Source organism: Mycobacterium sp. E2238 (genome assembly GCF_001672665.1).
Lineage (GTDB): Bacteria > Actinomycetota > Actinomycetes > Mycobacteriales > Mycobacteriaceae > Mycobacterium.
In genome coordinates, this window is the sequence record NZ_LZKF01000063.1 from 1 (window position 1) to 19122 (window position 19122).

The window sequence follows — 19122 nt, forward strand, 5'->3', positions numbered from 1 at the left end:
GGTGAGACCTCCCCGCCGGGGCAACCGTCCCCGCACAGCTGACCGGTCCGCCGCCCTCACGATCCATCAAATCGTGACGGCGGCAGCCGTGTCGCCAGTAGCGTCTCGGTTACCGATATCCGGCGACAGTGGAGAACCGTATGACCTCGGACAACATCGGAACCCGCCGCTTCCCCGCCGGCGTCGCAATCGTTGCCGGGTTGGCCGGCCTGGTGCTCGGCGCGCTCGCGGCCTTCGCGATCACCGGGTTGGTCTGGACGGTGCGGGTTCAGCTTCCGCCGCCGCCCTACCCGCCGCCGCTGTCGTCCCAGTCGGGCGGCGGGTGCGTCTACTCGTCCCCGCCCCCACCGACGCCCGCGCCGGGCGTCGTCCCCGCGCCCCCGCTGCCGCCGGCACCGCACGCCTGAGGTCAGGGCGGCGGCTGGCCAGCGATGTAAACGATCGTTTACAATAGTAAACGTGCATTCACCACCACTGCCGGACGACCGCACTGCCAGAGCGCGGATCCGCGACGAAGCGCTGCGACTGATCGCCGAGCGTGGCCCCGACGCGGTCACCCTGCGCGACATCGCGACCGCGGCGGGCGTCTCACCGGCCCTGCTCATCAGGCACTATGGCTCGAAGGACGGGCTGATCGAGGTCGTCGACAGTCACGTCGTCGCGACCTTCGAAGCGTTGCTGACCCGGATGACCGAGCAGACCGCCATGGTTGGGCTCGAGCCCACCGCGGTGCCGAGCCTGCTCGACGGCCTGGCCACCTACCTGCCCCCGGACTCGGCGATCCCGGCGTACCTGAGCCGACTGTTGATCACCGGGGGCCGCGCGGGCTCGGCATTGTTCGACCGGCTCTTCCGGCTCAGCCGCGCCACTCTGGACGCGATGGTTGCGGCCGGAACGGCCAGCCCCGGCGCGGACGCCGAGGTGCGCGCGGCGTTCCTACTCGTCAATGACCTCGCGGTGCTTACGCTGCGCCCCCGCCTGGCCGAAGTCCTCGGCACGGATCCGCTCTCGGATGCGGGAATGCGGCGGTGGGCCGGCGAGGTGTTTGCGATCTATCGCGACGGACTCAGCAGCGGTTGACCGAGAAATGGAGGTAAAGGTGTCCAGCACAACATTTTTCGCCAGCGCCGGCGCGCACCTGCTGCGCTCGCGTCGACTCATGCGCGCACCCGTCTGGCTCTATAAGGCCCGCGCCGGCGCGCTGTTCGGCTCGCGCTTGCTGATGCTCGAGCACATTGGCCGCAAATCGGGCGCGCCGCGCTATGTGGTGCTGGAGGTGGTCGGTCACCCCGCACCGGAGACCTACGTCGTCGCCTCCGGTTTCGGCCGAAAGGCGCAGTGGTTCCGCAACATCGAGGCCAACCCGCGGGTCCGTGTCTACGCCGGCAGCCGCGCGCCCCGGCGCGCCATCGCGCGCATCCTCGACCAACAGGAGGCCGACCGCGCGCTGGCCGCCTACGTCAGCCGTCATCGCAAGGCCTGGGAACAGATGCGGCCGGTCCTGGAGGAAACGCTCGGGCTTCCGATCACCGAGACCGACACACCGCTGCCGCTGGTCGAGTTGCGCCTCGACTAGTTGCGGTCGGGCCCCTTCGCCGTCATCACGGCGAACGTGGCCAGGAACATCGCCGCGGGGAGGGCGTTGACGACCTTGTCGCGCACCCGGATGTGCGCGCCGAGCGCCAAGACGAAATAGACCGTCAGCATCAACGTCGTCACCCGCGCCAGGACGGGGAACCGGGTGACCGACAGCAGGCCCACGGCGGCTGCCCCCTTCACCGCCGGCAGCACCGGCCGAACGTTCTCCGGCAACCCGACGTCATCGAGAACCTTCCTGATGGGCGCCACCTGGACGCCGCACAAGACGGCGTCCACGGCGTGGAAGGCGCCGAGCGCCACGTAGGTCTTCGGCGAAGTGAAAAGGCTCATCGGGCAATCCTATTGGGCCAGTTGCGGCGGCGTGCCGTCCACCGGTTGGCGGGCGCTCGCTTCGGCCTTGGCCACCGCCTGGGCGATCGCGGGATCGGTCTCGGTGGAGAACCAGTCGGCGATCTCCGCGTCATCCGATTCGGCGGCGTGTTGAGGTGTGTCGTCGACCGGGGAGGGCTCGAACCGGAACACTCCGTCCTGACCCGGGGTGCCCAGCATTCTGGTGAACCCCTGCAGCGCCGCGTTGAAGTCGCTCGGCACCACCCACACCTTGTTGGCGTCACCGCGCGCCATCTCCGGGAGGGTCTGCAGGTACTGGTAGGCCAGCATCTCCGGGGTGGGCCTGCCGGCCTTGATCGCGGCGAACGTCTTCTCGATGGCCTTGGCCTGCCCCTGTGCCCGCAGGTACGCCGCGGCGCGCTCACCCTGCGCGCGCAGCATGCGGGACTGCCGGTCGGCCTCGGCGGCCAGGATCGCGGCCTGCTTGGCACCCTCGGCGGCCAGGATCTGCGCCTGCTTGGCGCCTTCGGCCTGTGTGATCGCGGCCTGCCGGTTCCCTTCGGCGGTGAGGATCATCGCCCGCTTCTCGCGGTCGGCCTTCATCTGCTTTTCCATCGACGCCTGGATGGACGGCGGCGGGTCGATGCTGCGCAACTCGACCCGGGCGACCCGCAGGCCCCACCGGCCGGTCGCCTCGTCGAGCACGCCGCGCAATTGACCGTTGATCTGATCGCGTGAGGTCAGCGTCTGCTCGAGCGTCATGCCGCCCACCACGTTGCGCAGAGTCGTGGTGGTGAGCTGCTCGACGCCGACGATGTAGTTGCTGATCTCGTAGACGGCCGCCTGCGGGACGGTGACCTGGAAGTAGACCACGGTGTCGATGTTGAGGGTCAGGTTGTCCTCGGTGATCACCGGCTGCGGCGGGAATGACACCACCCGCTCACGGAGGTCCACCCGCGCGCGGACCCGGTCGATGAACGGCACCAACAACGTCAACTGACCACTGACCGTCCGGCTGTATCGACCCAGCCGCTCGATCACCGCGGCCTCCGCCTGCGGTATCAGGGCCACCGACTTGGCGACCACGACAATGGCGAATATCACCAGGACGACCAACAACACCAAACCAGCAACCGCACCTTGCACGGCAGTTCCTTTCTCTACCAGGGTCTCTGGCGACGTCCTCGCACGGCCGTTATGGACCGCTCTTGAAGACCACCGCCGTGGCGCCGTCGATCTGCAAGACGGTCACCGACTCCCCCGGTTCGTAGACATCCCCCTCGTTGAGCGGACGCGCGGTCCACACCTCGCCGTCGAGCTTCACCCGCCCATCGTCGCGGGAGATCCGCTCGAGCACCAGCGCGTTTTTACCCTGCAGCGCCTCGATGCCCAGTTGCGTCGCGGGCGGGGGTGTCAGTCGTCGCCGCAGCGCGGGCCGGACCAGCACCAGCAACAGGACGGAGACGACGAGGAACACGATCCCGTCCGCCCAGCCGGGCCAGTCCGTCAGCCAGCTTGTGATTGCGGCGGCCAGCGCACCGCCGCCGAGCATCACCAAAAACATATGGCCGGTGAGCGCCTCCGCACCGGCAAGCACCAGCGCGAATATTAGCCAAAGCACCGCGGCGTGCATGCGGCCAGAATACGCGTGATCCGCCTTTGCCGGGCAAAACAACTACACTGCGGAATCGTGTGGTGTCCCAGTGTCTCGCTGTCCTTGTGGGCCAACGCCTGGCTCGCAGGCAAGGCCGCGCCCGACGACGTCTTGGACGCGTTATCGGTATGGGCGCCAAAGCAATCGGTCACCGCGTATGATGCGGTCGCCGCCGGTCACACCGGGCTGCCGTGGCCCGATGTGCACGACGCCGGAACGGTGACGCTGCTGCAGACGCTGCGCGCCGCGGTCGGCCGGTCGGCGCCCACTCCGGACGGCCCGGGCCGGTTGCGCGGGACGATCAACATGCTTTTGCCCGTGCCCGGCGACGTGCGCGGGCTTGCCCCGGGAACACAGTTCGAGCGCGACGCCCTGGCCGCGGGTGAGGCGATCATCATCGCCAACCCACACGATCCCGCCACCGCCGTCGGGCTGGTCCCCGAGTTCTCCTACGACGAAGAGCCGGAGGACTTCCCTGAACTGTGCGCATTGTCCTGGACGGTGTACTCGCTGCCGGGCGCGCCGGTTCTCGACCACTACGAGCTCGGCGACGCGGAATACCAACTGCGGTCGGCCGTGCGGTCGGCCGCCGACGCGCTTGGCGCCATCGGGCTGGGAACGGCCGCGGCCGACATCGACGATCCGCGGGGACTCGTCGAGCAATTGCTGGAATCCACACGGCAGCACCGGGTTCCCGAACACGCGCCGACCCGGGCGCTGCGGGTGCTGGAGAACGCGGCGCACGTCGACGCCATCATCGCGGTCAGCGCCGGACTCAGTCGATCACCCGACTCCCCCGAGCGGTTCACCGCTCCGGTCGTCGCCGGTCCGGAGCCGTTTGGCACCCAATCCTCTTCCGAGGCCCAAATCGCCAGCGACGCGCTGCGGCCGCTGACCGGAGTGGTGCGTTCGGCGCGGATGGCGGCCGTCACCGCGATCTTGCACTCGGCGTGGGGCTGACTAGCCGAATTCGGACGCGACGCAATGCGGCGGACGGCACGGCGCGCCGTCGACGCTGGCCAGACAACCGGGCACCGGGTCGGGGCCGGCCACCCGGGCCGGCTCCCGGCCGGTGCGCAGTTCATCGATGAGATCGGCGGCCAGCCGGGCGAATCGGCGATCGGCATTGGGTGTGGCGGCCCTGGCGAACACCAGCCCCGCCGCGTCGGCTTGGGCGCGCAACTCCTCGTCGAGATCCCAGACCACCTCGATGTGGTCGGCGACGAACCCGATCGGGCAGACGATGACGGCCTCGGTGCCCGCCGCAGCCAGCGCCGTGAGATGGTCCTCGACGCTGGGCTCCAGCCACGGCACCTGCGGTGGGCCCGAACGCGACTGCCAGGCCAGATCGAAATCGGAATAACCCGCCGCGGCCGCGACAAGCCTTGTGGCATAGGCGACTTGACGGCTGTAGAGCCTCGGGCCGAGGCGCTGGTCAGCGGCCACCGGAACCGAATGGGCGGTGAACACCAGGCGTGCGCCATCGGGCACGCTCCGCGCCGCGTCCGCGACAGCACCGGCGAACATCTCGACGAAGAGCGGGTGGTCGAAATATCGCCGCAGCTTGACCAGCTCGGGCGCGCCGGGTCCGGCGGCGCTGCGCGCCCGGGCGATGTCTTCGGTGTACTGCGTGCAGCCGGAGTAGCCGCTCCACGCCGACGTGGTGAACACCGCGGCCCGCCGAACACCGTTGTCGCGCATGGCCGCAACCGCGTCTTCGACGTAGGGATCCCAGTTGCGGTTGCCGAAGTAGATCGGTAGATCCAGTTCCGCCCGGAGCTCGGTGATCAGGGCGCGGTTGATCCCATTGATCGGTGACACCCCACCGAAATGCAGGTAGTGCTCTGCGACCTCGTCCAGGCGTTCGGGCGGCACGTTGCGCCCGCGGGTGACGTTCTCCAGGAACGGCCGCACCTGCTCGGGCCCCTCCGGCCCGCCGAAGGACAGCAGCAGGACGGCATCGAAATCCATTGCAGCCTAGAGTAACTGGGTGCTGGCGCCGCCGTCGGCGAAAATGATGGTGCCGGTGGTGGCCGGCAGCCAGTCCGAGAGCAGGGCGCACACCGTCTTGGCGACCGGCGTGGGGTCTTTCATGTTCCAGCCGATCGGGGCGCGCTGGTCCCAGCCCTCTTCCAGCAGCTGCATCTGGGCGCCGGCCTCCTCACCGAGCGCACCGCCGACGATCGCGCTCATCGCCAGCGTCCGGATGGGGCCCGCCGCAACGAGATTCGAGCGCACCCCGAACTTGCCCGCCTCGCGGGCGACGAACCGGTTGACCGATTCGAGCGCGCTCTTGGCCACCGTCATCCAGTTGTAGGCCGGCATGGCCCGGCTGGGGTCGAAGTCCATGCCGACGATGGACCCGCCGGGGTTCATGATCGGCAACAGCGCCTTGGCCAGCGACGCATACGAATACGCGGAGATGTGGATGCCCTTGGAGACGTCCTCATACGGCGCGTCGAAGAACGGGTTGATGCCCATCCCGGTCTGCGGCATGAAGCCGATCGAGTGCACCACGCCGTCCAGCTTGTTGCCCTCACCGATCTCGGCGGTGACCCGCTCGGCGAGGCTGTTGAGGTGCTCCTCGTTCTGCACGTCGAGTTCGATCAGCGGGGCCTTCTCCGGCAGCCGGTCGGCGATGCGCTGAATCAGGCGCAACCGGTCGAACCCGGTCAGCACCAACTGCGCCCCCGCCTCCTGGGCCGCCTTGGCGATGTGAAACGCGATCGACGAGTCGGTGATGATCCCGGAGACCAGAATCCGTTTGCCGTCGAGCAGTCCTGCCATGTCCGTCCTTAATGTCTTCGTGGTTGAACTCAGTGGCCCATGCCCATGCCGCCGTCGACCGGGATGACCGCGCCGGCGATGTAACCCGCATCCTCGGATGCCAGGAAGCTGACCGCCCCGGCGACGTCCTCGGCGGTGCCGACCCGCTTGGCCGGGATGAATTCCAGTGCGCCCGCCTGGATCCGCTCGTCCAGCGCGCGGGTCATCTCGGTGTCGATGTAGCCCGGGGCCACCACGTTGGCGGTCACCCCGGCCTTGGACAGCTCGCGGGAGATCGAGCGGGCCATGCCGATCAGGCCGGCTTTGGCGGCCGCGTAGTTGGACTGGTTGCCGATGCCCCACATCCCGGACACCGACCCGATGAAGATGATGCGGCCGAACCGCTTGCGCTGCATGCTGCGCGACGCCCGCTGGGCCACGCGGAACGCCCCGGTGAGGTTGGCGTTGATGACCTCCTCGAAGCGATCCTCAGTCATTCGGATGAGGAAGGCGTCCTTGGAGATGCCGGCGTTGGACACCAGCACCTCGACCGGACCCTGGTGCTCCTCGACCTCTTTGAACGCGCGGTCGACCGCGTCGTTGTCGGTGACGTCGCACACCACGCCGAACAGCCCCTCGGGCACCCCGGATCCGCGATGCGTGACGGCGACCTTGTGGCCGTCGGCCGCCAGCCGCCGCGCGATCGCCAGACCGATTCCCCGGTTTCCGCCCGTCACCAGGACCGAACGGGATACGAATGCGGGTTTGCCGCCGTCGGCGGCACTTTCGGTGGTGTTCTCGGTGGCCGTGTCAGTCACCCCGCCAACCTAGCGCCTGGGCTTCGCGTGGTTGAAATCGCCTCGTCCGCGAGCGCAATGACACTGCGAAATTCTGGGCCGAAAAGAGCAGTCTGACTACTCTCGCGCGCCGGGGCCGACGAGCAAGACAACTACGTCGGCAGGCGGCGGTTGATGAGCAGCGCCGCCAGCGCCGCCAACGCCAACACCAACGCACCCAACCGCACCCAGCCCACGCTGGCGTCGCCTTTGATCGTCTCGTAGCCGATCTGCTGCTGCAGCGTCGCGTACACGTTTTTCAGCTCGGCCAAACTACCGGCGCTGTACCAGCTCCCGCCGGAGAGCTCGGCGACCTTCTTCATCGTGGAATCGTCGACGGGCACCGGCTGGCGCTGGTCATTGATCTCGACGAAGCCATACGGGGTGCCGAACGAAATCGTCGAGATGGGCACACCCTGGTCTTTGGCCGTGCGCGCGGCCGTGAACGCGCCCTTCGGGTTGTCCGGGTTGGTCGGCATCGTCTCCTTGCCGTCGGAGAACAACACGATGCGCGCCGGCGGCGGCTTGTCGCCTCCCCCGATCACCGCGCCCACCGTCGCGATGGCCTGCAAAGCGGTGAAGATGCCCTCGCCCGTGGCGGTGCGGTCGGCGAACTGCAGCTTGTCCAGCCCGTTCTTGGTCGCGTCCCGGTTGGTCGTCGGTTGCACCAGCACGGTGGCGGTCCCCGCATACTCGATCAGCCCCAGGTTGATGCCCGGGGTCAGCTCGTCGGCGAACTGCTTGGCCGCCTCCTGTGCGGCCGCCATCCGATTGGGCTGCACGTCGGTGGCTCGCATCGACTGCGACACGTCGATCACCAGCATCACCACCGCGCGGTTGCGCGGAATGCGGACGTCGTGCGTCGGCCCGGCCATCGCGATGGTGAACAGCACCAGCGACGCCACCAGCAGCATCGCCGGGACATGCCGCCAGCGCGAAGGCCGTTGGGGCGCAACGCTTTCCAACAGCTCCATGTTGGCGAATCGCAGCATCCGGCGCTGTCGCGCCAGCTGCATGAGGACGTACATCGCGGCGAGCCCGGCGACGACGAGCAGGAACAGAAAGAACCACGAGTGTTCGAAGCCCGACAAGGACATCGGGCCGAGGAGCGGCAATGTCACTGCCGCCCCGCCAATGCACCGCGCCGGCGGGACTCGACGAAGCGGACGATGTCGGCGATCCAATCGCGGTCGGTGCGCAGCGTCAGCACCGGGGCCCCGCAGCTGCGGATGGTGCGGGCCACCTCGGCGCGGTGCGCCGCGGCCGCCTTGGCGAAATCGTCACGCAGCTGCGCGTCGATGGTGAATTCGCGGGTCACGCCGGACTCGGCGTCCTGCAGCACGACGTCGCCGATGTCGGGCAGTTCGACGTCGCGCGGGTCGAGCACCTCGATGGCAAGCACCTCGTGCCGGGCCGCGATCGCCCGCAGCGGGCGCATCCAGTTGATCGGACCGAGGAAGTCGCTGATGATCACCGCCATGCCGCGACGGCGTTCCGGGCGGCGCAACGCGTCGATGGCCATCGCCAGGTCGCCGCGCACCCCGACCGGGGCCCTGGGGGTGGTGGCGATGGTGCGCAGCAGCGTCTGCTCGTGCTGACGCCCGGAGCGCGCCGGAACCCGGACCATCGTCTCGCCGTTGGCGATCAGCGCGCCGAGCCGGTTGCCGCCACCACTGTTGAGGAACGTGATCGCGGCCGCGGCCGCCACCGCCAGGTCCCGCTTCTCGCACCCGACGGTGCCGAAGTCCAGGCTGGCCGACATGTCGACCACCATCCAGGTCTCCAGCTCGCGGTCGGCGATCATCTGCCGGACGTGGGGGTGCATGGTGCGCGCGGTCACGGCCCAGTCCATCCGCCGTACGTCGTCGCCGGGCTGGTACTCGCGCGACTCCCCCGGCTCGGAACCCGGTCCCGGGATCAGGCCGAGGTGGTCGCCGTGCAGGACACCGTCGAGCTTGCGCTTGACCGTCAGCTCGAGTTGCCGCAGCGCCGCCGCCAGCTTCGGGTCGACGATCTGCCCGCGCTGCATCGACGGCGGGTGTGGCACCGCCGGCTGCTGGGGGTCCGTCACCGACCGCTGGCCGCGCCGGCGGCCTGCATCACCGGGGGTACCGACTGCCCCTGCTGCGGAACGGCATTGACCTGAGGCAGGGCAACCGTCTGCAGGACCCGGTTGATGACGATCTCCGGCGAGATCTCGTCGGCCAGCGCGTCGTAGGTGAGCACCAGGCGGTGCCGCAGCACGTCGGGAATGACGTCCACGACGTCCTGCGGGATCACGTAGTCGCGGCCGCGCACCAGCGCCAGCGACCGGGACGCGGCGATGATGCCCAGCGACGCACGCGGGGACGCACCGAACGAGATCCACGACTTGACGTCGTTCATCCCGAGCTGCTCGGGATGGCGGGTGGCCGTCACGACGCGCACCACGTAGTCGACCAGCGCGTGGTGGACGAAGTTGTTGGCCGCGATCTCCTGCAGGCGCAGCAGGTCGCCGGTGTTCAGGATCTGCTTGGGCTCCGGCGGCCGCACGCCCATCCGGTAGATGATCTCCCGTTCCTCTTCCGGCGACGGGTAGCCGACGTTGATCTTGAACAGGAAGCGGTCGCGCTGGGCCTCGGGCAGCGGGTACACGCCCTCGTGCTCGATCGGGTTCTGCGTTGCCATCACCAGGAACGGGTTGGGCAGGTCGAAGGTCTTGCCGCCGATCGAGACGTGGCGTTCCTGCATGACCTCCAGCAGCGCCGACTGCACCTTGGCCGGCGCGCGGTTGATCTCGTCGGCGAGCAGGAAGTTCACCACCACCGGGCCGAGCTCGGTGTCGAATTCTTCCTTGCCCTGTCGGTAGATGCGGGTACCGATGATGTCGGTGGGCACCAGGTCGGGGGTGAACTGGATGCGGGCGAATGTGCCGCCCACGACCTTGGCGAAGGTCTCGACGGCCAACGTCTTGGCCACGCCGGGGACACCCTCGAGCAACACGTGCCCCTTGGAGAGCAGACCGACCAGCATGCGCTCGACGAGCTGATCCTGACCGACGATGATGCGCTTGACCTCGAAGATGGCGCGCTCCAGGGTGTGGACCTCGGCGGCCAGGCCATTGCCGCCGCCGGACGGCGCGTCATGGGCCGGCGAGCCGGAAGGGCCACCCGGGCCCGAGTAACCGCTGGCGCCCGGAGGCGGCCCACCTGCTGCTGTCATCAATAACCCTCCACAGCTCAATCGGACACGACTGCTTGCACCACGACTGTCGTGGGGCCGCGACGTGCCCGCGTCCAACTATTCCAGGCCCGCCGGATTCCGTCGACGCTGGTGGTTCGCCCCCGGGATCCCGCCGGGCGAACACACCTGGATCAGTACTCGATGATCCTAGTCAGGAACGGCGTCATGCCGGGCTTGCGAACCGGGCTGATGGTCACCTTGCCGGCGAGGCTGGACGCCTCCAGCATCTGGCCGTTGCCCAGATACATCGTGACGTGCTGGCCGCCGTTCGGCCCGTAGAAGATCAGGTCACCGCGCCTGGCCTGGTCCTGCGGGATGTGCCGGCCCGCGTTGTATTGGTCGCCGGAGAACCGCGGGATCAGCACGCCGACCCCGGCGAAGCCGTAGCGCATCAGCCCCGAGCAGTCGAAGCCGTTGATGTTGGCGCCGTCGCCGACGCCCTTGCTGGGACCGTCCAGCGAGCCACCACCCCACGAGTACGGCACGCCCATCTGGGAGCCCATCCGCTTGATCACGTACTCGATGGCCTGCCGGCCGTAGACCCGCGGGATCTTGCCGCCGGGATTGGTGGGGGTGGCCGCGGCCGGAGCCGGATCCCCCAGGATGTTGATTCCGAGGCCGCCCAGGAATTGCCTGCCCAGGTCCATCGTCGTTTGGGTGGCCTGCGCGGTGGCCTGCAGCGACGCATTGGCGACGGCGAGCGGATCACCAGGGGCGCCCGCGCTGATCGTCGCCGGCAGAGTCGGATCCCACGCGCCGCCGGGGTCGGCCGTGGCGGGGGTGGCCCCGGAAATGGCCGAAGACAACATCAGCCCGGTCACCACGGTGGTGATCCAGGCGAAGTTGATCAGACGAATCCGCTTGCGGCGCATGGCTCCCCGTTCAGTTCTCATTCGTTCACCACTCGATGTAGCGGACCACGTAGGGCGTCATACCGCTGGTGCGCACCGGCGCGACGCGGACTTTCAGACCGATGTCCGGAGCCTCGAGCATTTGGCCGTCACCGAGGTAGATCGTCACGTGCTGGCTGCCGCCGGGGCCGTAGAAGATGACGTCGCCGCGGCGCATCTGCGACGACGGGATCTTGCGGCCCAGGTTGTACTGCGAGCCCGAGTAGTGCGGCAGCTTGATGCCCACTCCGGCGAACGAATAGAGGACCAGGCCCGAACAGTCGAAGCCGGTGATGCCGGCCCCGGAGTCGATGCCCTTGCTCGGCCCGGCCGCGTTGCCGCCGCCCCAGGAGTAGGGCACGCCGATCTGCGACATCCCGCGCCGGATCACGTACTCGGTGGCCTGGCGCCCGTAGACCCGGGGGATCCGCCCGGACGTCCCGCCCGGGGCCGCGTTGGTGATGCCGGTGTCGTCGGGCTTGAGAATGCCGAGCTGCTGCAGGAAGTTGCGGCCCAGCCCGGCGGTGACCTGCGTCGAGGTCGCCGAGATGCCCAGCACCTGGTTGATGACCGCGATCGGGTCACCCGGGACGTTCGCGCTGGGAATCATCGGCAGGGTGGGGTCCCAGGCGCCGTCCCAGCGGCGGGCCCCGGCCTGCGGCGCGGGCGCGCCCGCTGAGCCGGTCTCCCACCGGTCGCCCGACGCCGGCGCAGCGGGTCCGCCGCCCGGACCGGAAGCCCACTGCCGTTTGGCCGCTTCGAGCTTGGCCTGAGCCTCGTCGCGTTCGGCGGCCAGGCCGGCGATTTGGTCGCGCTGTTCGTCGAACTTGCGCTTGGAGTCGGTCAGCGCAGCCACCGCGGCGTCCTGGCTGCCCTTGGCGTCGGCCGCGGCCTTGTCGGCCTTCTGCTTGGCCAGCCGCGCCGCCGATTCCTTGTTCACCTGTTCGGTCCGCGCCCGCTGCAGCTTGGCCATCACCGTCCGGGAACTCGACGACAGCGTCTGGGCGGCGGCCTCGGTGGCGATGATGTCGTCCGGGCTGCTGGCGGTCAGGTAACCGCTCGACGGGCCATTCATATAGGTGGCCGCCGCGAATGTGTCGAAGCGCTGCTGCGCCGCGGCGATCGCGGCGTTGGCGTCCTTGACCGACTGCTGGCTGGTCTCGAGGTCGTGTTGGGCGGCGGCGGCGTTGTCCCGGGCGGTCTCGACGTCGACCAGGGCCTTGTTGACGCTTTCCTGTTCCGTCTGAATCTCGGCGCTCAGATTTTCCAGGCGTTGGTTGGCCTTGGCGACGTTGGCGATCAACCCGGCCAAGCTGTCCGCGGCGGGGTCACCGTGTGCCAGCCCGGGCGTGCAGAGCAGCAGGGCCACGCTCACGACCGACGGCACGACAGGCCGGGCCAGCCTTGAGGCCGGCCGCGCAGTGGAGCCCCGGCGTATGCGTCTCATTCGACTCAGGTCTCCTACGGCTCAACGCGACGGGCGGCGCCGACCACAGAGTTCGTCAAGGGCGCCAAAGACAACACCAGCATCATTTGCACCGTACGTCACACTATTAGGCGTGCAAACGCTCCACAGAAATCGCACTCTCTACGTGCGTTTAATGTGACCGAACGGTTATCTACCGGGTTTGCCGGGACGATGCCCCAGAGCCCGACCGACGGAGCCGGCCGGGGCGGATACGGGTGGCTAGGCCGTGTTGGTGGGCGTCACTTCCTGCGCCCCCGCCGATTCCTCCGGGGTTGCTGAGCGGCGGCTGCGCACCTGCAGCATTCGGGTCCCGACGGCCGCCGCGAACACGGCGAGCAACAGGAAGATGGTCAGGCCCGTCCAGGGAAATTCCGGGGTGCTCAGCTCGTTGACGAAGTGTTGCGCCGAGACCACCGGGTTACCCGTCTTGGCGATGTCCTCGCCGGCCTCCAGCGTGACGCGCGGGAACTGGGTGCTGTAGCTGCCGACGTAGCTGGGGCTCAGCGTCAAGACCGTCGAGTCGTGGTAGTCGGCGCCGACCACTGTGGAGATGTCGCGCAGCGGGGTGTCGTTCGGAGGGTTGTGATCGAGCAGCACGATCTTGAGGTTGATCCCCTTGGCATGGGCCTCGTCGACGATGTGCAGCAGGCCGGGCATGTCCGCCGCCGGCGCGCTGACGCCGGTGGCGGCGACCTGCGCCTTGACCGCGGTCATGTCGACGTCTTGCGGGATGTAGACGGGTAGGACCGGATGCAAGGTCATGATGTCCCTCCTGCCCTCTGACGGCGAATGCGCTACAGGCACCGTACGCGACTTCGTTTCGGGGGGTTTAAACCGTCGACTTACGCGACAAGACTGGGACTACGGGCGCCCCGCCGTAATGCAGGACAAGCGTACTGTTAAAGTAACATCGCACCGCCGGCACGGCCCGTCGGCGGAAGAACTTAATCCCGGGAGTTGAAGTGACTAAAGAAGATTCTGTGAACTCATTCGGAGCACGCGACACCCTGAAGGTCGGCGACAAGAGTTATCAGATCTATCGTCTCGACGCCGTTCCCAACACCGAGAAACTCCCCTACAGCCTCAAAGTCCTCGCCGAGAACTTGCTGCGCAACGAGGACGGCAGCAACATCACCAAGGACCACATCGAGGCCATCGCGAACTGGGATCCCAAGGCGGAGCCCAGCATTGAGATCCAGTACACGCCCGCCCGCGTCGTGATGCAGGACTTCACCGGGGTGCCGTGCATCGTCGACTTGGCCACCATGCGCGAGGCCATCGGCGACCTGGGCGGCAAGGCGGAGAAGGTGAACCCGCTGGCGCCGGCCGACCTGGTGATCGACCACTCGGTGATCGCCGACCTGTTCGGCACCGCCGACGCCTTCGAGCGCAACGTCGAAATCGAGTACCAGCGCAACGGGGAGCGCTACCAGTTCTTGCGTTGGGGCCAAGGCGCTTTCCGCGACTTCAAGGTGGTGCCGCCGGGCACCGGCATCGTCCACCAGGTGAACATCGAATACCTGGCCAGCGTGGTGATGGACCGCGACGGCGTGGCCTACCCCGACACCTGCGTGGGCACCGACTCGCACACCACGATGGTCAACGGCCTGGGCGTGCTGGGCTGGGGCGTGGGCGGCATCGAGGCCGAGGCCGCGATGCTCGGTCAGCCGGTGTCGATGCTGATCCCGCGGGTCGTCGGGTTCAAGCTGACCGGTGAGATCCAGGCGGGCGTCACCGCCACCGACGTCGTGCTGACCGTCACCGAGATGCTCCGCAAGCACGGCGTGGTCGGCAAGTTCGTCGAGTTCTACGGCGAGGGCGTGGCCGAGGTGCCACTGGCCAACCGCGCCACCCTGGGCAACATGAGCCCCGAATTCGGCTCCACCGCAGCGATTTTCCCGATCGACGAGGAGACCATCTCCTACCTGCGGTTCACCGGCCGCAACGAAGAGCAACTCGCGCTGGTTGAGGCGTACGCCAAAGAGCAGGGCATGTGGCACGACCCCAAGCACGAGCCGGCCTTCTCCGAATACCTCGAACTCAACCTGTCCGACGTGGTGCCCTCGATCGCCGGGCCGAAGCGTCCGCAGGACCGGATCGCGTTGTCGGAGGCCAAGTCCACCTTCCGCGGGCAGATCGGCGACTACGTCGGCGACGACCCCGACAAGAAGGAGTACTCCAAGCTCGACGAGGCGGTCGACGAGTCCTTCCCGGCCAGCGACCCCGGCGCGCTGGAGAACGGTCATGCCGACGACGCCCCGAAGTTCGAATCGGCTGCGGCACATGCCAAGGGCCGGGTGAGCAACCCGGTGCGGGTGCGCTCCGAAGACCGCGGCGAGTTCGAGCTCGACCACGGCGCGGTGGTGATCGCGGCCATCACGTCGTGCACCAACACCTCCAACCCCGAGGTGATGCTGGGTGCGGCGCTGCTGGCCCGCAACGCCGTAGAGAAGGGCCTGACGTCCAAGCCGTGGGTGAAGACGACCATGGCGCCAGGCTCGCAGGTGGTCCACGACTACTACGACAAGGCCGGCCTGTGGCCGTATTTGGAGAAGCTCGGCTTCTACCTCGTCGGCTACGGCTGCACCACGTGCATCGGTAATTCCGGTCCGCTGCCCGAGGAGATTTCCAAGGCGATCAACGACAACGACCTGTCGGTGTCGGCGGTGCTGTCCGGTAACCGCAACTTCGAGGGGCGCATCAACCCCGACGTGAAGATGAACTACCTGGCGTCCCCGCCGCTGGTGGTCGCCTACGCGTTGGCCGGGACCATGGACTTCGACTTCGAAAAGCAGCCGCTGGGCACCGACAAGGACGGCAACGACGTCTTCCTCAAAGACATCTGGCCGTCGCAGAAGGACGTGTCGGACACCATCGCCTCGGCGATCAGCCAGGAGATGTTCACCAAGAACTACGCCGACGTGTTCAAGGGCGACGAGCGCTGGCGCAACCTGCCCACCCCGAGCGGCAATACCTTTGAGTGGAACCAGGATTCGACCTACGTGCGCAAGCCCCCTTACTTCGAGGGGATGTCCGCCGACCCGGAACCGGTGAAAGACATCACCGGCGCCCGGGTGCTGGCGCTGCTCGGCGACTCGGTGACCACCGACCACATCTCCCCCGCCGGTGCCATCAAGCCGGGGACGCCCGCGGCGCAGTACCTCGACGAGCACGGCGTCGATCGCAAGGACTACAACTCCTTCGGCTCCCGGCGCGGCAACCACGAGGTGATGATTCGCGGCACCTTCGCCAACATCCGGCTGCGTAACCAACTGCTCGACGACGTTTCCGGCGGCTACACCCGCGACTTCACCCAGGACGGTGCCCCGCAGGCGTTCATCTATGACGCCGCGCAAAACTATGCGGCGCAGGACATTCCGCTGGTGGTGCTGGGCGGTAAAGAATACGGGTCCGGCTCCTCACGCGACTGGGCGGCCAAGGGCACGCTGCTGTTGGGCGTGCGGGCGGTGATCGCCGAGTCGTTCGAGCGCATCCACCGCTCCAACCTGATCGGCATGGGCGTGATCCCGCTGCAGTTCCCCGAAGGCAAGTCCGCCAAGGAGCTGGGGCTGGACGGCACCGAGGTGTTCGACATCACCGGCATCGAGGCGCTCAACGACGGCAAGACGCCAAAGACGGTGCGCGTCAAGGCCAGCAAGGACTCGGGCGACCCGGTCGAGTTCGACGCGGTGGTGCGCATCGACACGCCGGGAGAAGCCGACTACTACCGCAACGGCGGCATCCTGCAGTACGTGCTGCGCAACATGCTGAAGTCCGGCTAGTCCCCAGTCGTGCCCAAGGTAAGCGAGGGCCATCTGGCGGCACGCCGCCGCCAGATCCTCGACGGTGCCCGCCGCTGCTTCGCCGAATACGGCTACGACAAGGCCACGGTGCGCCGGCTGGAACAGGCGATCGGGATGTCGCGCGGTGCGATCTTCCACCACTTCCGCGACAAGGACGCGCTGTTCTTCGCGCTGGCGCACGAGGATGCCGAGCGGATGGCCGACGTGGCGTCGCGCGCGGGCCTCATCCAGGTGATGCGCGACATGCTCGCCGCGCCCGACCAGTTCGACTGGCTGGCGACCAGGTTGGAGATCGCGCGCAAGCTGCGCAACGACCCGGAGTTCAGCCGCGGCTGGGCGGAGCGGTCCGCGGAATTGGCGGCGGCGACGACCGATCGGTTGCGCCGGCAGAAGGAGGCGCACCGGGTGCGCGACGACGTTCCCGGGGACGTTTTGCAGTGCTACCTGGAGTTGGTGCTCGACGGCCTGGTGGCCCGGCTGGCGTCAGGCGAAGACCCGCGCCGGTTGTCCGCCGTGCTCGACCTGGTGGAGAATTCGGTGCGCCGCAACGACTCTGGGCCGCAGGCGTAGCGCCACTGCGAACAAGGGGACGTGATTTCGCAGTGACGCTATACCCGCGAGGATCGCGAGGTGTGGTTGGGCCCGCCCCGGCCGCGCATCGTGGCACCGGCCTGCAGCAGCATGCTGTGTACCGATCCGTACGACCTGCCGGTGGACGCGGCCAGCGTGCGGATGCTGGCCCCGCCCTCATAGGCGCTGCGCAGCTCGAACAGCAACTGTTCGCGGGTCTGCTTCGACCTTTGCGGTGTCCTTTTCATGGATGCCCTCCGCGCCCGAACACGATCGACAAGCACCCAGAGTAAGAACCCGCCGTCGGCCGCGGGCGGAATTGGCGAAAAGCACCCAGAAGTCAGGCGAGCTCGATCAGGTCCCGGTATTCGTCGGACCAGAAATCCTCGGTGCCGTCGGGCAGCAGCACAACGCGCTGCGGGTCGAGGGCTTCGGCGGCACCGGGGTCGTGCGTTACCAGCACCACCGCACCCTGGTAGCTGCGCAGCGCGTCCAGCACCTGTTCGCGCGAGGCGGGATCGAGGTTGTTCGTCGGCTCGTCGAGCAGCAGGACGTTCGCCGTGGACGCCACCAGGCCCGCGAGCGCGAGCCGGGTTTTCTCACCGCCCGACAGGGTGCCCGCCGGCTGATCGAGTTGGGGCCCGCTGAACATGAACGCGCCGAGCAGGCCGCGCAGGTCCTGCTCGCCCGTGTCGGGAGCGGCGTGCCGGATGTTCTCCCAGACGCTCGCGTCGTTGTCGAGCGTGTCGTGCTCCTGCGCGAAATAACCCATGCGCAAACCGTGTCCGGGCTCCAGCCCGCCGGTGTCGGGCTTCTCGGTGCCGGCCAGCAGCCGCAGCAGAGTGGTCTTGCCAGCGCCGTTGAGCCCCAGCACCACCACCCGCGAGCCGCGGTCGATGGCCAAATCGACACCGCTGAACACCTCCAGCGACCCGTATGACTTGCTCAGTCCCTTGGCGACCAGCGGGGTGCGCCCGCACGGGGCGGGGGTGGGGAACTTGATGCGGGCCACCTTGTCGGCGACCCGCTCCTCGTCGAGCGCGGCCATCATCCGGTCCGCCCGACGCAGCATATTCTGTGCCGCAACGGCTTTGGTGGCCTTGGCGCCCAGCTTGGCGGCTTGCGTGCGCAAGGCGGCGGCCTTGCGTTCGGCGTTGGCGCGTTCGCGACGGCGCCGCTGTTCGTCCGTGGCCCGGGCGTCCAGGTACTTCTGCCAGCCCATGTTGTAGACGTCGACCTCTCCCCGCACGGCGTCCAGGAACCACACCCGGTTCACCACATCGGCGAGCAACTCGACGTTGTGGCTGATGATGACCAGGCCGCCCGTGTGCGACCGCAGGAAATCGCGCAGCCAGCCAACCGAATCCGCGTCCAGGTGGTTGGTCGGCTCGTCGAGCAGCAGCGTGGTCGACGAGCCCGCCCCGGTGTCGGACGCGGCGAACAGGATGCGCGCGAGCTCCACCCGGCGGCGCTGCCCGCCGGACAGCGTACGCAGCTTCTGCGTCAGCACCCGGTCCGGCAGCCCGAGGCTGGCGCAGATGCGGCTCGCCTCGCTCTCGGCGCCGTAGCCGCCCAACGCTACGAACCGCTCCTCCAGCTGTCCGTAGCGGCGGATGGCGCGGTCCCGGGCGTCGTCGTCGGCGACCTCGGCCATCAACGCCTGCTGCTTTTCCAGATCGGTGAGCAGGACATCCAGGCCGCGGGCCGACAGGACGCGGTCGCGGGCCAGCACCTCGAGATCGCCTTCTTTGGGATCCTGTGGCAGATAACCGATTTCACCGGCGCGTGCGACCGCTCCTGCGTACGGCTCGGTCTCCCCCGCCAGGATGCGCAGCGTCGTCGTCTTGCCCGCACCGTTGCGGCCGACCAGCCCGATGCGGTCGCCGGGCTGCACGCGCAGGTCCGGGCCGTCGGGTGAGAGCAGGATGCGCGCCCCAGCGCGGACCTCGAGGTCCGTGGCCGTGATCACATCTTCTCCCTAATG

20 protein-coding genes are annotated in these 19122 nt (G+C 68.2%); 6 read left to right on the plus strand and 14 right to left on the minus strand.

The genetic code is table 11. The features are described from left to right. Positions 1 to 140: 140 nt before the first annotated feature. From A5711_RS05045 to A5711_RS05055, 3 genes are all read left to right on the plus strand, one after another. Positions 141 to 407, plus strand: a complete 267-nt coding sequence (locus A5711_RS05045; protein ID WP_067944552.1) for a hypothetical protein — start codon at positions 141 to 143, stop codon at positions 405 to 407. A 52-nt stretch (positions 408 to 459) separates the two neighbouring features. Beyond that, a complete protein-coding gene (locus A5711_RS05050; protein WP_067944553.1) occupies positions 460 to 1080 on the plus strand; it encodes a TetR/AcrR family transcriptional regulator in 621 nt (206 codons plus the stop codon). Between the two features lie 79 nt (positions 1081 to 1159). Then, positions 1160 to 1576 carry a nitroreductase family deazaflavin-dependent oxidoreductase gene (locus A5711_RS05055; protein ID WP_082975651.1) on the plus strand — a complete coding sequence of 139 codons (417 nt, stop codon included), beginning with the start codon at positions 1160 to 1162 and terminating at the stop codon, positions 1574 to 1576. Here A5711_RS05055 and A5711_RS05060 read toward each other — a convergent pair. Genes A5711_RS05060 through A5711_RS05070 form a run of 3 tightly spaced genes read right to left on the minus strand, consistent with a single transcriptional unit; the run spans position 1573 to position 3562 of the window. Next, positions 1573 to 1929 carry a DoxX family protein gene (locus A5711_RS05060; RefSeq protein ID WP_067944555.1) on the minus strand — a complete coding sequence of 119 codons (357 nt, stop codon included), beginning with the start codon at positions 1927 to 1929 and terminating at the stop codon, positions 1573 to 1575. The two genes, A5711_RS05055 and A5711_RS05060, sit on opposite strands and share 4 nt — an antisense overlap. Before the next feature lie 9 nt (positions 1930 to 1938). Next, positions 1939 to 3075: an SPFH domain-containing protein gene (locus A5711_RS05065; protein WP_067944556.1), complete on the minus strand. Its 1137-nt coding sequence runs from the start codon at positions 3073 to 3075 to the stop codon at positions 1939 to 1941. Between the two features lie 49 nt (positions 3076 to 3124). Continuing rightward, positions 3125 to 3562, minus strand: coding sequence for an NfeD family protein (locus A5711_RS05070; protein ID WP_067944557.1), 438 nt, complete (start codon positions 3560 to 3562; stop codon positions 3125 to 3127). A gap of 57 nt (positions 3563 to 3619) precedes the next feature. On the opposite strand from A5711_RS05070, the gene A5711_RS05075 reads away from it, so the two are divergent. Further along, positions 3620 to 4543: a hypothetical protein gene (locus A5711_RS05075; RefSeq protein ID WP_067944558.1), complete on the plus strand. Its 924-nt coding sequence runs from the start codon at positions 3620 to 3622 to the stop codon at positions 4541 to 4543. Here A5711_RS05075 and A5711_RS05080 read toward each other — a convergent pair whose 3' ends face one another. The 9 genes from A5711_RS05080 to A5711_RS05120 all read right to left on the minus strand — a co-directional run bounded on the left by A5711_RS05080 (position 4544) and on the right by A5711_RS05120 (position 13527). Further along, entirely contained in the window at positions 4544 to 5554 is a 1011-nt protein-coding gene (locus A5711_RS05080; protein WP_067944559.1) for a ferrochelatase, read from the minus strand. A 6-nt stretch (positions 5555 to 5560) separates the two neighbouring features. Next, complete coding sequence (gene inhA / locus A5711_RS05085) at positions 5561 to 6370, minus strand: NADH-dependent enoyl-ACP reductase InhA (RefSeq protein ID WP_066958259.1); 810 nt, start codon at positions 6368 to 6370, stop codon at positions 5561 to 5563. 29 nt (positions 6371 to 6399) lie between these two features. After that, entirely contained in the window at positions 6400 to 7167 is a 768-nt protein-coding gene (gene fabG1 / locus A5711_RS05090; protein WP_067944560.1) for a 3-oxoacyl-ACP reductase FabG1, read from the minus strand. A 131-nt stretch (positions 7168 to 7298) separates the two neighbouring features. After that, positions 7299 to 8306, minus strand: coding sequence for a VWA domain-containing protein (locus A5711_RS05095; RefSeq protein WP_067944561.1), 1008 nt, complete (start codon positions 8304 to 8306; stop codon positions 7299 to 7301). After that, positions 8303 to 9214, minus strand: coding sequence for a DUF58 domain-containing protein (locus A5711_RS05100; protein ID WP_067741820.1), 912 nt, complete (start codon positions 9212 to 9214; stop codon positions 8303 to 8305). Before A5711_RS05100 ends, A5711_RS05095 begins: the two co-directional genes overlap by 4 nt. Before the next feature lie 38 nt (positions 9215 to 9252). Further along, the gene (locus A5711_RS05105; RefSeq protein ID WP_067944562.1) at positions 9253 to 10386 is read right to left on the minus strand and encodes a MoxR family ATPase; all 1134 of its coding nucleotides are present in this window, start codon (positions 10384 to 10386) and stop codon (positions 9253 to 9255) included. 152 nt (positions 10387 to 10538) lie between these two features. After that, entirely contained in the window at positions 10539 to 11279 is a 741-nt protein-coding gene (gene ripB, locus A5711_RS05110; protein WP_067944563.1) for an NlpC/P60 family peptidoglycan endopeptidase RipB, read from the minus strand. A 25-nt stretch (positions 11280 to 11304) separates the two neighbouring features. Further along, a complete protein-coding gene (gene ripA / locus A5711_RS05115) occupies positions 11305 to 12744 on the minus strand; it encodes an NlpC/P60 family peptidoglycan endopeptidase RipA (RefSeq protein WP_067944564.1) in 1440 nt (479 codons plus the stop codon). A 240-nt stretch (positions 12745 to 12984) separates the two neighbouring features. Further along, complete coding sequence (locus A5711_RS05120; protein ID WP_067944565.1) at positions 12985 to 13527, minus strand: DUF6676 family protein; 543 nt, start codon at positions 13525 to 13527, stop codon at positions 12985 to 12987. Positions 13528 to 13727: 200 nt separating this feature from the next. Here A5711_RS05120 and A5711_RS05125 point away from each other — a divergent pair, with 200 nt between their 5' ends. Both A5711_RS05125 and A5711_RS05130 read left to right on the plus strand, forming a co-directional pair. After that, positions 13728 to 16547, plus strand: a complete 2820-nt coding sequence (locus tag A5711_RS05125; protein WP_197501075.1) for an aconitate hydratase — start codon at positions 13728 to 13730, stop codon at positions 16545 to 16547. A gap of 9 nt (positions 16548 to 16556) precedes the next feature. Next, positions 16557 to 17138 carry a TetR/AcrR family transcriptional regulator gene (locus A5711_RS05130; RefSeq protein ID WP_067944567.1) on the plus strand — a complete coding sequence of 194 codons (582 nt, stop codon included), beginning with the start codon at positions 16557 to 16559 and terminating at the stop codon, positions 17136 to 17138. 38 nt (positions 17139 to 17176) lie between these two features. Here the strand turns inward: A5711_RS05130 and A5711_RS05135 are convergent, their stop codons facing one another. Further along, complete coding sequence (locus A5711_RS05135) at positions 17177 to 17422, minus strand: helix-turn-helix domain-containing protein (protein ID WP_255398162.1); 246 nt, start codon at positions 17420 to 17422, stop codon at positions 17177 to 17179. Between the two features lie 56 nt (positions 17423 to 17478). Beyond that, positions 17479 to 19107: an ABC-F family ATP-binding cassette domain-containing protein gene (locus A5711_RS05140; RefSeq protein WP_067944569.1), complete on the minus strand. Its 1629-nt coding sequence runs from the start codon at positions 19105 to 19107 to the stop codon at positions 17479 to 17481. Between the last annotated feature and the right edge of the window lie 15 nt (positions 19108 to 19122).

Bases quoted from the DNA above. Each gene is read 5' to 3' on its own strand.
- A5711_RS05045 (WP_067944552.1), top strand. From the start codon at position 141: ATGACCTCGGACAACATCGGAACCCGCCGCTTCCCCGCCGGCGTCGCA.
- A5711_RS05055 (WP_082975651.1), top strand. From the start codon at position 1,160: ATGCGCGCACCCGTCTGGCTCTATAAGGCCCGCGCCGGCGCGCTGTTC.
- A5711_RS05060 (WP_067944555.1), bottom strand. From the start codon at position 1,929: ATGAGCCTTTTCACTTCGCCGAAGACCTACGTGGCGCTCGGCGCCTTC.
- A5711_RS05070 (WP_067944557.1), bottom strand. From the start codon at position 3,562: ATGCACGCCGCGGTGCTTTGGCTAATATTCGCGCTGGTGCTTGCCGGT.
- A5711_RS05080 (WP_067944559.1), bottom strand. From the start codon at position 5,554: ATGGATTTCGATGCCGTCCTGCTGCTGTCCTTCGGCGGGCCGGAGGGG.
- inhA (WP_066958259.1), bottom strand. From the start codon at position 6,370: ATGGCAGGACTGCTCGACGGCAAACGGATTCTGGTCTCCGGGATCATC.
- A5711_RS05100 (WP_067741820.1), bottom strand. From the start codon at position 9,214: ATGCAGCGCGGGCAGATCGTCGACCCGAAGCTGGCGGCGGCGCTGCGG.
- A5711_RS05105 (WP_067944562.1), bottom strand. From the start codon at position 10,386: ATGACAGCAGCAGGTGGGCCGCCTCCGGGCGCCAGCGGTTACTCGGGC.
- ripB (WP_067944563.1), bottom strand. From the start codon at position 11,279: ATGCGCCGCAAGCGGATTCGTCTGATCAACTTCGCCTGGATCACCACC.
- ripA (WP_067944564.1), bottom strand. From the start codon at position 12,744: ATGAGACGCATACGCCGGGGCTCCACTGCGCGGCCGGCCTCAAGGCTG.
- A5711_RS05120 (WP_067944565.1), bottom strand. From the start codon at position 13,527: ATGACCTTGCATCCGGTCCTACCCGTCTACATCCCGCAAGACGTCGAC.